Origin of the sequence: Streptomyces umbrinus (assembly GCF_030817415.1) — a bacterium.
GTDB classification, from domain to species: Bacteria; Actinomycetota; Actinomycetes; order Streptomycetales; family Streptomycetaceae; genus Streptomyces; species Streptomyces umbrinus_A.
Genome location: NZ_JAUSZI010000002.1, coordinates 486,687 through 502,117, shown reverse-complemented (window position 1 = coordinate 502,117; position 15,431 = coordinate 486,687). Strand labels below are relative to the sequence as shown.

Here is a 15,431-nt window from a genome sequence, read left to right as displayed (position 1 = left end):
AACTGCTCGGCAGCCTGCACGCGAAGGCTGGAGCGATGCCTCCGCGTCGGATCGGTCATCTCATCGGTCTATGAGCGTGCGAAGGAGTTCCCGGCCTGCCGGCCAGTCGCCGAGGCCGCTGTCGGCATTGATGTGCCCGTGGCCTCCGACGAGATGCTGTTGTGCCTGCCACCCATGAGCGAACGAGGCCGACGTCGTCGGGTCGCAGTAGGGGTCGTCGTTGCTGGCGACCATCATGCCCCGGCATGGCAGAGGGCGAGCGGACAGGTCGAGGAACGTTGACGCGGCCTCCCGTGGGAACGCCGGTCCCTGGGGATCGGGTGGCGCGACAAAGAACGCCGTAACTCCGTCGGGCCGCGCCCGGTCCAGCCACCGAGCCGCTGCCCAGCAGCCAAGGCTGTGAGCCACCAGCGCCACCTGACCGTCGCGCTCGGAAGCGATTTCGTAGGCAGCCTGGACTGCGGCCACCCAGTCCTGCAGGTCCGGCATGCTCCACGAGGCCGGGGTGATCCGGACCGCTGAGGCTCCCCACTGGTTCTCCCACAAGCTCTGCCAGTGCCTCTCATCCGAACCGTCGATCCCGGGGATGATGACGTACGCCGCCATCGCGCACCGCCCTTCCAATCGTGGCCCCCACCATCTGTGGACACCTCCTGGGGCGATTCTCGATGGACCAGCGGCAATTACTGGGCCCAGCAATTGATCTCAAAGAAAATGGATGCGACAACGATGGAATCACTCGACAAGATCGACCGCGCCATCCTGGAGCTTCTCCAGACGGACGGACGGCTCACCGGAGCCGAGGTCGGACGCCGAGTCGGGCTGTCCCAGCCGGCAGCCGGCGCCCGCATCCAACGCCTGGAGAAGCACGGGATCATCACCGGCTACCGCGCCGTCGTCGCCCCAGCCGCGGTGGGGCTGAACATCCATGCGGTCATCCGGCTACGCACCACCCAGTCGCAGCTGCCCCAAGCACTCTCCCTCGCCACCCAAACTCCCGAGGTCGTCTCGACTCTCCGTGTGACCGGCGAGGACTGCCTGCTGTTCGACGTGCACTGTCCTCATGCCGAACGCCTTGAGCAGGTCGTGGACTCCCTCGCCCGCTACGGACCAGTCACCACCTCCCTCGTACTGCGCAGTTACCCACCCAAGTCGCTGCCCACGGCACCGTCGACAACGTCATGACCGCAACGCCTGGCCACAGGGGCAGAGCAGCGCGCGAGACCCTGCCGGCGGAATCGGCGCCCTGATCCTGTTGCGCGCCGCGCACGGCCGTCCGTACGCAGGCCGCGTCGCCGGCGTCGGTACGGGTGGTCGGCCTTCGCGGTCGAAGACCACGACGTGGCCCTGGCGAGCGCCGATACCTCCGCAACGGCATCGTGCTGACCTGCCTGTGTACGGGCCTGCTCGTCGCCGCGGTCGGCGTGATCTGGTAGGCCCTGCCCAACGACCCGCCAGGGCTACTGATCCGACAGGGTGGGACCACTCTGTGCGGCGAGGCCGTCTCCGCGCGCCGCGGCACCGTCGTTCTGAAGGCTGATGGCGTCGAGACCACCGTGGACCTGGCCCACGTCGCACAGTACCCACCTGCCCGGGGGCGCCCCCCCGACGCCGTGAGGGGGCGTCACTCGTGCTGGCACCAGCGACCGCCTCGACATCACGGGAGCCCGCTGGTCACTGGCCGGAGCAGAAGGAGTCGTCAAGCTCAGAGAACTGATCGCCACCGGCGACCTCAACGAGCACTGGGCCGTCCACCTCAGGCAGAAACACCAGGCCCGCCGACATTGACGGGCTGTCCCGCGATTGAAGCCGAGGCGTGCCGGCCCAGGGGTTGGACTGAAGCGTGGTTCAGCAGGTGGTCGTGAATACGTGTACGAGCGAGCCCACCTCGTAGATCACCCCCAGGGCCTGGTAGATGAGTCCGGTCCGGAGGTGGACCGGCGTCGACAGCGGCCGGTCGACAAAGACCAGCCCGTACTTCGGGCCGGCCCCGGCCATTCGCCGGCGGCCACCCTCGTGACGTTCGTGCTGTTCGGACTCGCACCGCGCCTCCCGCCGCGGCCCGAGTTCGGCGACCAACTCACCCAGGTGTTGGTCCGAGATGCCGCAGAAGGCGGGATGGGACCTAGCCGCACGGGCCTGACTGGGCATCACAACCCAGACAACTCATGACCCTCCTACTGTTTCCCGCATCAGCGAGCGACGCGCGATCCGCAACGGATCCACCTACGAGGAGCAGTTCGGATGCGCCCGAGCTGTGGTCGACGGCGACCGGGTGCACGTACGACGACTGGCTTCGACTACCGCACGATGGCCATCTCGGACGACGTCGTCGACCCGGCCGAGCAGTGCCTCCGCACCATCGAATACGCGCTGAAGGAAGCGGACTGCACCTTCGTCCGGGCCTTACCTCCTGCCCAACCGCGACGACTTCGAGCCGTGCTGACCCCTGCTCCGCGGCCGCTTCGGCGACGAGCGGCCCGCCGCCACGATGATGGTCTGTGGCTCGCCGACCCCGGATGAAGATCGAGATCGACGTGTACACCTGCGGTTGAACCTCGCGGTGCGCGCCCATGTCTGGTCGCCGCACCGGCTGAGTACGATCACCTGTGCCGGTCCAAGCACGAGAGCGGTTGCCCGCCGCGCGCGGCGCCGGAAGGGTGACACATGCGCCGACTGCTGCTGCTCGCCCCGCTGTTGCTGTTCACCGCCGGCTGCGGGGTGGTGCACTCCTCCCAGGGCGAGGCGACGGACGCCGCACGGGAAGTAGCCAGGAAGGCGGGCGAGCGTCTCTACGGCCAGCGTCCGCGCACGGCGGAGGAGGTCGGGCGCTCCGCCTCCGGCATCGACGGGGTGGAAGTACTGCGGGTGACGGGTACCTCGACAAACGACGGGGACGGCATCGACGTGGTCGTCCGCACGTCCGGCTCGGCGTACAACGGATGGCTCGACCCTGAGGAAGTCGCCGTGCGGCGCTGTTTCGTGGTGCGGGTGTCGCCCAAGTCGGAGTGGCGTGAGGATCCCCGTGACGTGGACTGCCCGGATGGCCCTCCGCTGACCTTCGCCGCGCCACCCGAACCGCCCCGGCTGCCGTACGAGGAGCTCCGCGCGAAACTCCCCCGGGTTCCGGAGGGCGGCCGGGTGGACGAGGCCGAGGTGAGCCGTAGGCTCGCCGCCCTGGATCTACATCCGGCGGTTCGTACCGAGGTGAAGGCGGACGGCGGCCTGGTCGGAGTTCTCCTGTCGGTGAACGGCAACGGCTTCGACGCGCAGGACTGCCTTCTCGCCCGAGTGGGCCCCGGTGCCACCGAGGTGTGGGTGCCGCCCCGGATCCAGCGGATGCCCGGAGAGGGCGGCTGCACCGTCGGCAACGCCCTGCACCCGACGGCGTCACCGCACTGAACGGGATGCCTGGCTCCCTCGAGCCACAGGCCCGTGTGCCCCATCAGGATCGAACAGCAGACAGGGCTCGAACCTGCGGCGAAGAGCCTGGAACGCGTCTGTCTCAGCAGCTCACTCACTGCTTCGGCGTGCGGTTCCCGGCGAGCTGGCGACCTGTCAGGGCGCTTGGATCCTGGGAGAGGACTGCCAGTCGCAAGGGATGCGAGCCAAACTGGGGTTGTCTTAACTGAGGCTGCGCCAAGCTCGTTTCCGCAGTTCAGTGGGGCTGGTGTGATGCGCCGGTGAGGTACTCACGCTGACAGGTGGCGTGATCGTTAGCACGAGATCGTCTGGCGTGGGCGTTCTCGCGGGTTCTGGCGTGAGGTTCGGGGGCTGCTGCGTAGGTTCCGCGTCGGGAGGAATGTTCATGACGGACGTACTGACGTGGACGATCGAGCGGCGGCTTGAGCTGGCGAAACGCGCCGAACTGCTGCGCAAGGAGCTGGGTGAACTCGAGCTGGAGATGGCCCGGTTGGAGGCCGCCGAGGTGGTGTTCGGGCAATGGTCCGAGGCCACCGTCGGTGGACGGCGACCGCCGGGCATCGTGTCGCCGGAGCCGGAGCCGGAGCCGGTTGCTGTGACGGTGGGCCCGGGTGCGGGCGGGATGCGGGTGGTGCCCGATCGCGTCGAGGGGATGGGGCTTCAGGCCCTGACCTCGGAGTACCGCCGGATCATGGAGATCGTGGCCGGGGCGGACGGTCCGGTGATGGCCAGGAATGTCGCCCTCGCGCTGGGCCGGGAGACGACCCCGGCGAAGATCGAGCCGGTCCGGGGCCAGCTGCGCAAACTTTCCGACCGTGGCTGGCTCGTCCGCACCGCATCGGGCCGCTACCGACCACGCTGACCAGCGGTGTTGACGGCCGGACGGGCCGATTCCTGCCGTAACGCGAGGGCCCCCGGCGGGAGTTGGTAGATGTGTGAGCAAAAACCAGCCCGCCGAGGACACTCAGGAAGTTGTCTACCAGGTCCGCCTCCCGCTGTCGAAGCGGACCATCAGCCTCGTCGCCGACCTGATACGCCGGCGCCGGAACCAGATGCGCTCGCCCTGGCGCAAGGCCGAACCCGGCCGGCAGGCCGTCATCGTGCTCGCCGTCCTGCGCCACGACCAGCGTCTGGCCGACATGGCCGGCGGCAACAGTGTCGGGGAGTCCACCGTTCGCCGCTGGGTGAAGGAAGTCGTGAAGCTGCTGGCCGCCCGGTCCCCGCGCCTGGACCGGGCGTTGAAGAAGATCGCCCGCAGCGGCGGGGTCGTGGTCCTCCTCGACGGCACCCTGATCCGCACCCACCGCCGCACCGGGAAGGACGACCGGAAGAACTACTCAGGCAAGCACAAGACCCATGGCCTGCTGTTTCTCGCGCTGACCGACGAGAAGGGCAACCTGATCTGGATCTCCGCGGCCAAGCCCGGCCGGTCCAGCGAGATCACCACCGCCCGCCACAACAAGATCACCGGACACCTGCGGGAAGCCGGCCTCGGCGCCCTGGCCGACCTCGGCTTCGTCGGCCTCGACGACAAACCCGACGACGACCCGGTGATCATCACCGGCCGCAAGGCCACCCGCAACCACCAGCTGACCGCTGCCGAGAAGGAGACGAACCGCCTGGTCAGCCGCGAACGCGCCGCCAACGAACACGGCTTCGCGAACCTCAAGTCATGGCGGACCCTGACCAAGCTCCGCACCGACACCCGGCAGGCCACCACGCTCCTGCGAGCCCTGCTCGTCCTGGCGAACAGCGAAGTACAGCGGTGACGAGACGGGCGGACGATCTCGCCCCGACGATCACGCCGCCTACCAGCGTGAGGACTTCACCGGCGCATCACACCAGCCTCACTGAACTGCGGAAACGAGCTTGGCGCAGCCTCACTGAGTTTGGCGGACTCCAATCCGCCGCCAAGGGGAACTGACTGTCGCGCCCACCGGCCCAGCGGAGCGGGACGCCCTTCGGCACTATCCCGCCGCTCGTGAAGGAACGGACTGGCTTGTCCTCGGCAACGGCGAGCAAGTGGCGACTATCGCGGAACGTCTCACTGGCGGGGCCTTGCCGGTGGCGGCCCTGGATCAGCTGGACTATGAGCCGGACCCGCCGATCTTCACTCCCCGCATCAGCGTGTCGTTGGCTTGGACGGGCCTGGAACAGCTTGGTTTGGTGCAGCTCGCCGTAGCTTGAGTGGGCGGTCCGCGAGCAATCGGCTGACGGTTTCGGTGACGGAACTGGAACCGGGTGACTGCGTGCTCATGACGACCTATGTGTCAGCCGGTCGTGAGATCGTCACCGGTGCTCCATTCGTCGAAGCCCGGACTGCGGCTGGTTGCAGGGACCAATTCGTGGACGAGGTCTGGAACGCCCTCAACCCTGAACTCCGTGTGGCAGCTGCGGCCTTCGAGCCAGGACAGATCGAGGCCGTGCCATCCGGCAAGTCAACTCTGTTGCCGACGTCGATTGAGTTGATCAGATAGCTGCGGTCTGCTCAGTCAGAGCCTTGGTGTGGCGAGTCGGTAGGACTCGGTGCCGGTCTGGATGATGGCGTCGTTGAAGGTCAGCCGGTCGACGATGGCTGCGCAAAGCCGAGGCCGGGAGCCGGAGACGCTCGCCGCCTGGCTCGCCCAGCACCCGCAGAACAAGGTCTCCCGCCGTGACCGGGCCACGTGCTACGCCGAAGGCACCACGCTCGGCGCCCCGCAGGCCCTCCAGGTGGCCGACCGCTGGCATCTGTGGCACAACCTCGGCCAGGCTGCCGAGCGGTGAGTGTCCCAGCACCGCACCTGCCTGCGCGCGGCTCCGCCGACGACAGAACCAACGGAGCCGCCAGTCGAGGAGAGCCCAGCCCCCGCGGTCAGTGGCAGAACCGGCGGACGAGGTTCGAATCACTCAAGCCGTACCTTCATCAGCGGTGGGAGGAAGGCTGCACTAACGTCTGGAAGTTGTGGGAGGAGATCACCGAGCGCGGCTACAGGGGCGGCCATGGCCCCGTCCACGACTACCTGTGTCCGCTTTGGACGACCTCACGTTCCCCGGCCGTCCGGCCTCCCTTCGCCAACGGACTCGAACGCGACCTCGACGCGGTCGTCGCCGGACTCTCCACCTCGTGGAGCTCGGGCGTGGTCGAAGGCCATGTCAACCGCATCAAGATGCTCAAGCGCCAAATGTTCGGCCGAGCCGGCGTGCCCTCCTACGGAGACATGTACTCCTGCGTGACAGGCAACGTGCAACTGCGGCCCGTCCTTTCGACCCGATCATCAAGATGACTGGATGACTCACCGCCATACGATTCCTGGCATGACGCCACCCAGCTGCTACACCTGCGGCCAGGAAGAACGATTCGACGATCTGCCGCTACGCGAGCGCATCACCGCGGATCAGCATTGGCGGGTAGCTCATGCTTTCGATACGGCGCTACCCGGATGGCTGGTGCTGGTGCCCCGCCGCCACGTCACGGCCATCCACGAGCTCACCGACACGGAGGGCGAGACGCTGGGAATGTGGCAGGTGAGGTTGTCTCGGGCTCTTCACGACGTGACTGGGTGCGTCAAGACCTACGTTGCGCAGTTCGCTGAGGTCGAAGGGTTCGCCCATGTGCACTTCCACATCATCCCGCGCATGAGCGACCTTCCACAGAAACTGCGTGGCCCCAGTGTCTTCGAGTTGCTCAGGCAGCCTGAACACCGACGGGTGTCCGGTGGAGTTACAGATGAGATCGTGCAGTCCCTTCGCGCGCACCTACTTCCTGACCCTTCCGCTCCGTAACCGACCACGGAAGTTGAGCCAGAACCTCTCCAAGGACGTCGTTTCGAGATGCGTTCGGGAGTCAGTCGCGGATGCGTGCGGAGTGGAAAAAGCTGTCGTGGTGCCCTTGATCATCCTGATACGACATGGGGATGATTATTGAAGCGCTGGATCCCATGGACCGTCTGCTTGCTGAGCGAGCTTGCGAACGCCTCATCGTCGAGTTTGTCCACAGGCTCGACCTTGGTCACCCGGGAGACGTGGCCGATCTCTTCACGGACGTCGGGTTTTGGGAGTGGGCGGAAGGCGGCCGTCGGATTCAGGGCCGTGACGCACTTCGGTCGTATTTCGCTGGGCGGCCCCCGGATCGGCTCTCGCGCCGGATATGCACGAACATCCTGGTCACTGTCACATCCAAGGCAACAGCCACCGCGACCACCTACTTCACGACCTACCGTGTCGACGGTTATGCCGGTGTCTTCGTGCCCCCGCGGGCCCCGACGCAGGTCGGCCACTACGAGGACTCGTTCCTCAAGGTCGAAGGCCGTTGGCTCCTCAGTTCTCGCTCCTTGTACCTCGCATTTGCTGGGCCGACCGAGCGGCTTGAAGCAACGGCCGACGAGTGAGCCCGTTCTGGCTTGCAAACTCGGTCAGAAGGCGACTCCCGCGGTCGCCTCGTTGGCTTCATGACCCGTTCCAGCGACGGTGGAGCTGGTGCAGAGCTGCCTCGATCGTGAGCACTCCGTCTGCGATGAGGCCCATGCCGTAGTGGTAGCCGAATCCGTGCGTCGCGCCGAGCGTGGGACGCGTCGCCCGACGCGTTCGCTCCGGCTCCGGAACCCGTCGGCACGGTGGTGATGGACCAGCGCCACCGCATTCCGGTGGGCATGCGGTGTATCCGGTCCAGTTCCTCGGCTTCGGACGCGAGCTGTGGTCAGTACCACCTGGTCCCGCTGGAGGGAGAGTTGCGTCTGTGACCCGTCTCGGTTCGGTTCACCAGGCCTACGCATTACCTGCCATGCCCCGGCCAGGGCTGGACGGCGCAACCGTCGAGCCCTGCTGAACACTCGCCGGCTCGCTCGGTGCGGGGTCTCTGTCGAGATCGTGTTCCGAGTGATCGCGGGTCGTCTCAGGAGTGTCTCAGGAGTGTCATCGGGAGACCTGGGCCGTGAGGGCTGTCCGTGTTGGGGATGACGGACCGCGAATCAGCTGCGGCCGCACTACTTGAGAGGCCCCAACTGCCATGAAGAACAAGCGTCTTGGGATGATCGTCGTATCCGCCGTTGCCGGTGCGCTCGTGCTGACTGCCTGCAACAGTGAGGACGCTGCGACCGGCGCCGGGGCTAGCGCCGCGGCGGGTAGCCCCACTGCCGGCGGGCACGCGTCAGCCGGCAGCGGGCACGCTGCCGGGGGCGAGACCGTGCAGGGTGCCGGCCGCTGGGACAAGAACAAGGAGGACGCGGCCTTCTTCTCGTCGGTCCTCAACGGTGCGAACGAGGTGCCGATCGAGGGCGGGCCGGCCGTGGGTGACAAGGACGGGCACGCGCTCGCCCTCATGCGGATCCAGGGCGACCAGGTCTCCTACGCGTTCACCTTCACCGGGATCGGGACGCCGACCCTCGGTCACCTTCACAAGGGTGCCAAGGGAGTCAACGGCGATGTGAAGATCCCGTTCTTCACGAAGAAGCTGGAGGACGGCAAGAAGTTCGTCTACGGCACGGTGACCGTCGACGATGAGGACCTGCTGGAGGGCATCAAGGCCAACGCCCAGAACTGGTACTTCAACATCCACACCGCAGAGTTCCCTGGCGGTGCCGTGCGTGGTCAGGCCTACAAGCTCTCCCCGAGCGTCCACGTCCCCGACACCATGACCCCGGAGATCCTCAACTCCCTCGTCAAGAGCCCCGAGTAACCGTCACACCCACCCCGTCCGGGCGGTCCCAGTGAGTGAGTGGTTGAGGGGCGGCGCCGCCCGAGGCCGGACTCGTTTCCACGAGGCCGGTTCGTCGATGGGCGCCGCCCCATACGGGCGTTCGGTCAGGCGACCGGGAAGTTGTCGGGCGTCGCGACGCGGTCACGGATCCAGGCGCCCGCGGGCTTCAGGGACGAGGTGCCGGTCCAGGGTCCGTTTCTGTTGCAGGTTCCCGTCTTGAAGACGGCCCCGGAACGGTTGTCGTCGGAGAAGTTCCAGTTCGTCCAGCTGATCTTCTTGTTCGCCATGAGGTCGAGGTAGCGCTGGGACATGGCGAAGTCGTTGCTTCCCTCGCCGGCGTAGTTCTGGGTGCCGAACTCCGTGACGAAGACCGGGAGCCGGTCGGCGGCACGCGACAGGGTCGCCAGGTACTCGTCGCGATGCGAGTACGCGTAGAAGTGGAAGGTGTACATGATGTTGGCCGCCCGGACCGGGTTGTTCACCACTTCGGACTCGTCGGCGCCCTCGGAGACACCGAACGAGGACCATGCGCGGGTCCCGACCAGCACGGGGGCGTCGGAGTCGATGGCGCGGACGGTCGGGATGATCTGCTCCGCGTAGCTCTTGATCCGCGACCAGCTCACCCCGCTGGGTTCGTTGGCGATCTCGTAGAGGATGTTGTTCTTGTCCTTGTTGCGGTTGGCGATGTCGGTGAAGAACTGCCGCGCCTTGCTCAGGTTGGTGTTCGGGTCGCCGGGGGTGAGCATGTGCCAGTCGACGATCACGTACATGCCGCGGTCCGTCGCCTGCTGGATGAGCGAGTGGGCGAGGTTGGTGAAGTGCTGCGGGTTCGTCTCGTATCCGCCCTCCTGCACATAGGTCGAGACACGCAGGACATCGGCCTTCCAGTCCTGCGCCAAGGCATTGAGTGAACCGCTGGTCAGGCAGTGCGGGTACCACTGGGTGCCGTGTGTGCTCATGCCGCGCAGCTGGATGGGGTTTCCGCGGCTGTTGCACAGCTTGGTGCCACAGACCTTGAGCTGTCCGTTGATACCGACCGGTGTGGTTGCCGCGGGTGTCGCGGACTTCCGGTCGGTGGTTGCGGAGGCGGAGGCGGAGGTGGTGGGAAGGACGCTCACGAGCAGGAGCAGGACGCTGCCGAGCAGGGCGGCGAGCGCAGCGGGGCGCAACGACCGTGGGGGTGCCGTCATGCGAACTCCGATCACATAGCTGTCCGATAGGAAACTTTCCTATCAGTAGAGAAGCAAGGGACCGAGTCCGTATCAAGAGTCCTGACGGCATCCGCAGTTCGAGGCGTTCACATCTGGGAGTGAACGCCGGGGCGCACACGCCGACTCGAAGTTCATGCACCGGAACTCGTGGAACGGCGAAGCCGAAGTCCGCCCTCGCGGCAGCCGCTCCCGGTGACACCATCCAGCTCGCCGACGCACCTACACGGGCAACTTGAAGGCCACCAAGGCCGCCACGTCCGGTTCCAGCATCACCCTCACCGGTTCATCCAGGCCGCTCTCACGGCGGGGGTGGCGGCACGGTGTTCCGGGGCAACACGTCCGACCTGAGCGGCGCCGGCGGCTCCACGCGGCTCGCTGTACTGACTGAGCCTGAGCCCATTGGCCGAAAGCTACGGACGGCTCTTGGACGTCATCTCAGTTGGCCAGTCTGCGGTAGCAGATGAGGGCGCAGGCGATGCTGGTGAAGACCACGAAGTGTTCGGCCTCGCGCTCGTAGCGTGGGTGCACCAATCGGAGGTCAGGACCTGCTATCCCCTCTGGTTGCCCGTCGGCTTGATTTCCTCTGCGGTGTTTCGGTGAAGGCCAGCCCTTGCAGGGCGAGTCGTTGCGTTTCGTATCGACCTTCGGTCGTGGCCTCCACGTCGAGCCCGTGCGCGATCTGCGGTGGGTGGCCGATGAGTTCGAGCGCCCGGCTGGGCAGCGCCTGCTGGGACGCCTCTTCCGACTCCCACAACAGAACTGCTCCCCACCGGTTGATGTCCGGATCGGAGAGCCACATCTTGAAGCGAAGCCCGGGTACCTCGGAGAACGCGGCGACGGATTCCTCACGCAGGTACTCACGCATGGACTCGATGGTCTGTCCGGAGGCGGACAGGTCCCACCAAGCAATGTCGGGGCGCATGGCGTTCTTTCCTTTCGAGAACGGAATTGGTGTGCGGACGCTGTTCGGACGAGGCCTAGGCCCATCTGCTGAGACGGACTCGGTCCGGAGGCGGGTCCCGGTTCCGGTCCGCGTCGTTAGCCTCGGTGCTTCAGACACGATCACACGTGCCGCTCCGGGCCGAGCGTCGCCGCACGCCCGATGCACCCCTGTGAACCGGATGACGTACCACCGGCGTCATGGATGCACCCGAGCAGAGCGATGCCCGGCAGCGGCTACACGTACGTCTGCAAGCTCGACGTACTCGAGGAAGACGTCCCGCGACGCTTCGAGGTGGAGAGCGTTCCCGTCGCCCTCGCCCTCGCCCTCGTCGTCGCCGAGCAGCAGGTCTTCGCGATCCATGACGTGTGTTCGCACAGCGCCGTCCCACTGTCGGAAGGGGAGGTGGACGGCTGCACGGTCGAGTGCTGGCTGCACGCCTCCCGCTTCGACCTGCGCACCGGCCACCCCCTCGACCCACCTGCGACCCGCCCCGTCCCGGTCTATCCGGTTCTGATCGAGGACGGATCCGTGTACGTACGCGCCACATCGCGGACCGAACAGTGACACGGGCATCCGACGGCTCCAGAGGCGAGCGGGCCGACGCCGCCCGCAACCGTGCCCGGCTGCTGGAGGTGGCTGCCCGGCTGGTGGCCGAGCGGGGCGCCGAGCATGTGACGATGCACGAGGTCGCGGAGGCGGCCGGCGTCGGAAAGGGCACGCTCTTTCGCCGGTTCGGCGACCGTGACGGCCTCCTGCTCGCCCTCCTCGCCGAAGCGGAGGCCGAGTTCCAGGAGGCGTACACGTCAGGCCCCCCGCCGCTGGGGCCGGGCGCGCCCGCGAGAGATCGACTGGAGGCGTTCGGCTGCGCCCTCATCGAGCGCAACACCGCGGACGCGGACCCCGGCGCCGCCCTGGGACGCCGACTGCCGCACGCACGCCGCCACGCGTGGACACCGCCAGTGCCCTGCACCGCCATGTCTCAACGCTCCTCAGGGAAGCGGGAGTCGACGGTGACCACGACATGCTCACCCATGCCCTGCTCGCCTTTGTGAACTTCGAGACCGCCGACCACCTCCGCAACGAACACCAAGTCCCCGCCGCACGGCTCCAGTCCACCTGGGCCGACCTGGTACGACGGGTGTCCCGAGCCGACGAATCACACGGCAATTCCGAGGAGAGCTGATGTGCCCCGCGAATGTCCTGCGACGGCTCGGGGGCCATCCCGATCAGTCGACATCGTCCCGAGTGGGTCCATGGCCATCCGCTGGCCCGGATCGAGGATCTGCTCGTCCTCCGAGCGCGCCGATCGGCGGCGTACCCGTCAGCCGGTGACCGTGACCAGCACCCGGCCGCGCCCGCCCGCGTCGACCCGGTCGTGGGCCTTGGTGATGTCCTCGAGCGGGTAGACGTCACCGATGCCGACGGTGAGGGCGCCGGCTGCGGCTGCCGCGGTGAGGTCGCGGGCTGCCTGCCGTCTGGCCGTGACGGGGAAGTCGTCGCTGCCGAGCAGACGCACGGTCACGTTGTTGAACAGCAGGGGCCAGAAAGGGAGTTCGGTGCGGTCGGCGTGCGTTCCGTAGGCGGCGATGACGGCGTCGAGTGCGGTGACCGCGTTGTCCAGGTCGGCGTTGGCCGACAGGGACACCTCGATGACGCAGTTCACGCCGTCGGGCGCGTACGCGCGGATCTCGGCTGCCGGGTCGTCGGCGTCCAGGGCGACGGCGTGGGAGATGACAGCCGGGTCGACGCGGTCGAGGTCGCCGCTGCGGCGGACGGTGCCGATGACGGTGGCGCCGTCCCAGCAGGCGAGTTGGGCGGCCAGCGAGCCGACGCCGCCGAGCACCCCGTGCACGAGTACGATCCGGCCGCCGACCGGGCCGTCCGCGAACACCGCTCGGTGGGCGGTGATTCCGGGGATGCCCAGGCTCGCGCCGAGTTCGTCGCCGAGGTGGTCGGGGAGCGGGACGGCCTGCGGGTCGGGTACGACGGTGTACTGGGCCGCGGTGCCGAAGGCCCGGTAGGACTGGGCGCCGTACACCCAGACCCGCTGTCCTACGCGGCGGGTGTCGACCCTCTCGCCCACCTTGTCGATGACACCGGCGGCATCGCTGTGCGGGATCACGCGTGGGTAGGGCATCGAGGAGCCGAGCCAGCCGCGGCGCTTCTTGGTGTCGCCGGGGTTGACGCCCGACACGCTCACCCGGATCCGCACCTCACCGGGGCCGGGCTCGGGGTCGGGCAGTTCACCGACGTGCAACACGTCGGCGGCGGAGCCCTGTTCGTCGTACCAGGACGCGAGCATGGACGTACCTCCGGTGTGGTTCAGGAGTTCTTCTCGAGCGGTTCCTCGCCCAGTGCCTCGCGGAGCCAGGCGCGTTCGGCGCGGCTGGTCGCGCGGGCGGTCAGGAGAAGGCCGCGCCGGTAGGGGTCGGCGACCTCCTCGGCGCGGATCGGCCGGTCACCGTCGTAGAAGAAGCTCGCGGGCTCCTCCAGGAAGGCCAGGCGTCGGCGCAGTACCGCGTGCTGTTCGGCCACGCCGGGGAGCAGCGAGAGGAAGGACAGCACCGTGTAGAAGCGGGTGTGGTCGGTGATCTCGTGCTCGGCGGGCTTGCGCAGGCGCTGGAGCATGTCGGCGTGGCCGGCCTCGGTGAGGCTCAGCAGGTAGCGGGCGGCACCCGCGCGCGGGTCGGGTTGCCGTTCCAGCAGGCCCGCCTTGGCGAGGCGGTTGATGGCCGGGTAGAGACTGCCGTCGCTGACCGGGCGGGTGTAGCCGGTCAGATGGGAGACACGGCTGCGCAGTTCATGACCAGGCAAGGGGCCTTCGGCCAGGAAGCCCAGGATGGCGAGTTCCAGCATGGGGCCATCGTCTCACAGGTGCATCGAATCGATATTGACATCGAAACGATGTTGGGCCTTTTCCGGAGCAAGGAAACGATCAAGGTGCGGGTGCTACGACAAGAAGGGGGCCCCGTCGGTGACGGGGCCACTCTCGGTAGTGACGTCTCGCAGCCGGTCCTCGGCGTTGGAGAATCTCAGCGGTCTTCCGCGGATCGTTCGACCCCCGGGCCCGGTGGAACGTGACATCGACACTCTCGGGGCTGGTGAACGCCTCGGGCCAGCTACGGTCGGCCGCGGCTCGCGCGAGTTCAGCCTCGTACTGGGCGGCATCGAAGCGGAAGTCCGTCGGCACGGCAGTGATGTTGCTGGTGTTCTCCCAGGCGTCCCAGAGCACCTGATCGCGCTTGCGGCGCATGGTGACGTACAGGGCGCCGCAGCAGCCGGCCGTGCAGGTCGGCTCGGTGAGCATGACCTTGCGGAGTTCCTCCGTGATGGCCGACGGCCTGCTCTCGGCCGGACCTGTCCAGTGGTGGCAACTGAGTGCCGGCCCATCCCGGTGGACTTCCCTGAGGAGGTCCGAGCCGTCGATCAGAGGCCGCACCTCGGTAGTGCTTCGCTTCTGCCTCACGTGGCGAGGCAGGCTCGGAGGAACTCGAGGATCTCCGTCCGTGCGGGCTCGGCCTGCTGTGCCAGGCCCGGGACGCTGAGGAACGCGTGCCCCGCTCCGGGGTATTCGGTGAGCCGAGTGGATGTCCCGGCCGCTTGGGGTCGTTCGGCGTAGCGGCGGCCGTGGTCGGCCACCGGGTCGTGGGTCGGCACCACCACGAGCGCTGGGGGCAGCCCGTCGAGGTTGTCGGCGTACAGCGGTGAGAGCGCGCGAGGGTCGGTTCCCGGTGGCACGGCGAGCCGCTGGAACAGACGCAGTTGCGGTATGGCGAGGGTCGGGGTGCGGGTGTGTTCAGTGACGCCGTCAGTGATCCGGCCCTGCGCGAGATCCTGTCCACGCGCTTGCAGGACCCGTACCGCTCGCGCTCCAGGACGCGATCGGCGAGCCGGAGGCCCGGGTCCTGTTCTTCATCGACGTCGTTGTGGGTGCCCTGCTCCACCGGATGGGCATGACCGGCGAGCCGATGGTCGATGAGGACGTCGACGTGCTGGTCGAGATGGTCCTGCCGCACTTCACCGACCATCCCGGCCCGGCTCAGGACTCAGGACGAAAGTGCTGGGTTTGACCTGGTCGGCGGTCGGCGGTCGGTGTCGTGCCCGAGGCCACCGGGTGGCAGGACGCGGTCAGCCGCGCAGTCGCACGCGATAAATCCAGCGACGTCGGCGATCATCC

20 protein-coding genes and 4 pseudogenes are annotated in these 15,431 nt (G+C 67.5%); 15 read left to right on the top strand and 9 right to left on the bottom strand.

The genetic code is table 11. The annotated features are described in order from the left end of the window. Positions 1-60: 60 nt before the first annotated feature. Positions 61-606, bottom strand: coding sequence for an RBBP9/YdeN family alpha/beta hydrolase (locus QF035_RS02920; protein ID WP_307517922.1), 546 nt, complete (start codon positions 604-606; stop codon positions 61-63). 123 nt (positions 607-729) lie between these two features. Between QF035_RS02920 and QF035_RS02915 the strand changes: the two genes are divergently transcribed. After that, positions 730-1,185 (top strand): Lrp/AsnC family transcriptional regulator, encoded by a 456-nt coding sequence (locus QF035_RS02915; RefSeq protein WP_307517921.1) that lies wholly within the window; start codon positions 730-732, stop codon positions 1,183-1,185. 663 nt (positions 1,186-1,848) lie between these two features. Here the strand turns inward: QF035_RS02915 and QF035_RS02910 are convergent. Further along, positions 1,849-1,998, bottom strand: coding sequence for a hypothetical protein (locus tag QF035_RS02910; protein WP_307517920.1), 150 nt, complete (start codon positions 1,996-1,998; stop codon positions 1,849-1,851). A 312-nt stretch (positions 1,999-2,310) separates the two neighbouring features. On the opposite strand from QF035_RS02910, the gene QF035_RS02905 reads away from it, so the two are divergent. From QF035_RS02905 to QF035_RS02885, 5 genes are all read left to right on the top strand, one after another. After that, the gene (locus tag QF035_RS02905) at positions 2,311-2,523 is read left to right on the top strand and encodes a hypothetical protein (protein WP_307517919.1); all 213 of its coding nucleotides are present in this window, start codon (positions 2,311-2,313) and stop codon (positions 2,521-2,523) included. A gap of 144 nt (positions 2,524-2,667) precedes the next feature. Next, positions 2,668-3,402, top strand: a complete 735-nt coding sequence (locus tag QF035_RS02900; protein WP_307517918.1) for a translation initiation factor IF-2 — start codon at positions 2,668-2,670, stop codon at positions 3,400-3,402. Between the two features lie 406 nt (positions 3,403-3,808). Then, entirely contained in the window at positions 3,809-4,285 is a 477-nt protein-coding gene (locus QF035_RS02895; RefSeq protein WP_307517917.1) for a hypothetical protein, read from the top strand. A gap of 73 nt (positions 4,286-4,358) precedes the next feature. Continuing rightward, positions 4,359-5,192: a transposase family protein gene (locus QF035_RS02890; protein ID WP_307517916.1), complete on the top strand. Its 834-nt coding sequence runs from the start codon at positions 4,359-4,361 to the stop codon at positions 5,190-5,192. Between the two features lie 133 nt (positions 5,193-5,325). Beyond that, positions 5,326-5,610, top strand: a complete 285-nt coding sequence (locus QF035_RS02885) for an IMP cyclohydrolase (RefSeq protein WP_307530858.1) — start codon at positions 5,326-5,328, stop codon at positions 5,608-5,610. Between the two features lie 305 nt (positions 5,611-5,915). On the opposite strand, the pseudogene QF035_RS55630 reads toward QF035_RS02885, so the two are convergent. Beyond that, a pseudogene (locus QF035_RS55630) lies at positions 5,916-6,014 on the bottom strand (IS21-like element helper ATPase IstB); the annotation flags it as partial. Here QF035_RS55630 and QF035_RS02880 point away from each other — a divergent pair. The 5 genes and pseudogenes from QF035_RS02880 (at position 5,995) to QF035_RS02860 (ending at position 9,079) form a co-directional block, all read left to right on the top strand. Continuing rightward, the gene (locus QF035_RS02880) at positions 5,995-6,189 is read left to right on the top strand and encodes a hypothetical protein (RefSeq protein WP_307532037.1); all 195 of its coding nucleotides are present in this window, start codon (positions 5,995-5,997) and stop codon (positions 6,187-6,189) included. The pseudogene QF035_RS55630 and the gene QF035_RS02880 overlap by 20 nt on opposite strands. Positions 6,190-6,476: 287 nt before the next feature. Beyond that, positions 6,477-6,697: pseudogene (locus QF035_RS02875) on the top strand (hypothetical protein); the annotation flags it as partial. A 23-nt stretch (positions 6,698-6,720) separates the two neighbouring features. Then, entirely contained in the window at positions 6,721-7,188 is a 468-nt protein-coding gene (locus tag QF035_RS02870) for an HIT family protein (protein ID WP_307517915.1), read from the top strand. Positions 7,189-7,319: 131 nt separating this feature from the next. Then, positions 7,320-7,793, top strand: coding sequence for a nuclear transport factor 2 family protein (locus tag QF035_RS02865; protein WP_307517914.1), 474 nt, complete (start codon positions 7,320-7,322; stop codon positions 7,791-7,793). Positions 7,794-8,431: 638 nt separating this feature from the next. Further along, a complete protein-coding gene (locus tag QF035_RS02860; protein WP_307517913.1) occupies positions 8,432-9,079 on the top strand; it encodes a CHRD domain-containing protein in 648 nt (215 codons plus the stop codon). A 125-nt stretch (positions 9,080-9,204) separates the two neighbouring features. Here the strand turns inward: QF035_RS02860 and QF035_RS02855 are convergent, their stop codons facing one another. Together QF035_RS02855 and QF035_RS02845 are read right to left on the bottom strand one after the other, a co-directional pair. Further along, on the bottom strand, positions 9,205-10,290 hold the full coding sequence (locus QF035_RS02855) for a glycoside hydrolase family 5 protein (protein ID WP_307517912.1): 1,086 nt from the start codon (positions 10,288-10,290) through the stop codon (positions 9,205-9,207). Positions 10,291-10,849: 559 nt separating this feature from the next. Further along, on the bottom strand, positions 10,850-11,233 hold the full coding sequence (locus QF035_RS02845; RefSeq protein WP_307517911.1) for a hypothetical protein: 384 nt from the start codon (positions 11,231-11,233) through the stop codon (positions 10,850-10,852). Between the two features lie 222 nt (positions 11,234-11,455). Here QF035_RS02845 and QF035_RS02840 point away from each other — a divergent pair, with 222 nt between their 5' ends. From QF035_RS02840 to QF035_RS02830, 3 genes are read left to right on the top strand one after another with little or no spacing between them, the layout of a single operon-like run. Then, the gene (locus QF035_RS02840; RefSeq protein ID WP_307517909.1) at positions 11,456-11,818 is read left to right on the top strand and encodes a non-heme iron oxygenase ferredoxin subunit; all 363 of its coding nucleotides are present in this window, start codon (positions 11,456-11,458) and stop codon (positions 11,816-11,818) included. Continuing rightward, positions 11,815-12,306: a helix-turn-helix domain-containing protein gene (locus QF035_RS02835; RefSeq protein ID WP_307517907.1), complete on the top strand. Its 492-nt coding sequence runs from the start codon at positions 11,815-11,817 to the stop codon at positions 12,304-12,306. Before QF035_RS02840 ends, QF035_RS02835 begins: the two co-directional genes overlap by 4 nt. Beyond that, positions 12,276-12,437, top strand: coding sequence for a hypothetical protein (locus QF035_RS02830; protein ID WP_307517906.1), 162 nt, complete (start codon positions 12,276-12,278; stop codon positions 12,435-12,437). The genes QF035_RS02835 and QF035_RS02830 overlap by 31 nt, the downstream gene beginning before the upstream one ends. A gap of 138 nt (positions 12,438-12,575) precedes the next feature. On the opposite strand, the gene QF035_RS02825 is transcribed toward QF035_RS02830, so the two are convergent. The 4 genes and pseudogenes from QF035_RS02825 to QF035_RS02810 form a co-directional block, all read right to left on the bottom strand. Continuing rightward, positions 12,576-13,556 carry an NADPH:quinone reductase gene (locus tag QF035_RS02825; protein WP_307517905.1) on the bottom strand — a complete coding sequence of 327 codons (981 nt, stop codon included), beginning with the start codon at positions 13,554-13,556 and terminating at the stop codon, positions 12,576-12,578. Positions 13,557-13,576: 20 nt separating this feature from the next. Next, on the bottom strand, positions 13,577-14,110 hold the full coding sequence (locus QF035_RS02820; RefSeq protein WP_307517904.1) for a PadR family transcriptional regulator: 534 nt from the start codon (positions 14,108-14,110) through the stop codon (positions 13,577-13,579). 253 nt (positions 14,111-14,363) lie between these two features. After that, positions 14,364-14,696, bottom strand: a pseudogene (locus tag QF035_RS02815) (hypothetical protein); the annotation flags it as partial. A gap of 20 nt (positions 14,697-14,716) precedes the next feature. Beyond that, positions 14,717-15,037 (bottom strand): annotated as a pseudogene (locus QF035_RS02810) (alpha/beta hydrolase); the annotation flags it as partial. Positions 15,038-15,180: 143 nt separating this feature from the next. On the opposite strand from QF035_RS02810, the gene QF035_RS02805 reads away from it, so the two are divergent. Further along, entirely contained in the window at positions 15,181-15,324 is a 144-nt protein-coding gene (locus QF035_RS02805; protein WP_307517902.1) for a hypothetical protein, read from the top strand. Positions 15,325-15,431: the final 107 nt, after the last annotated feature.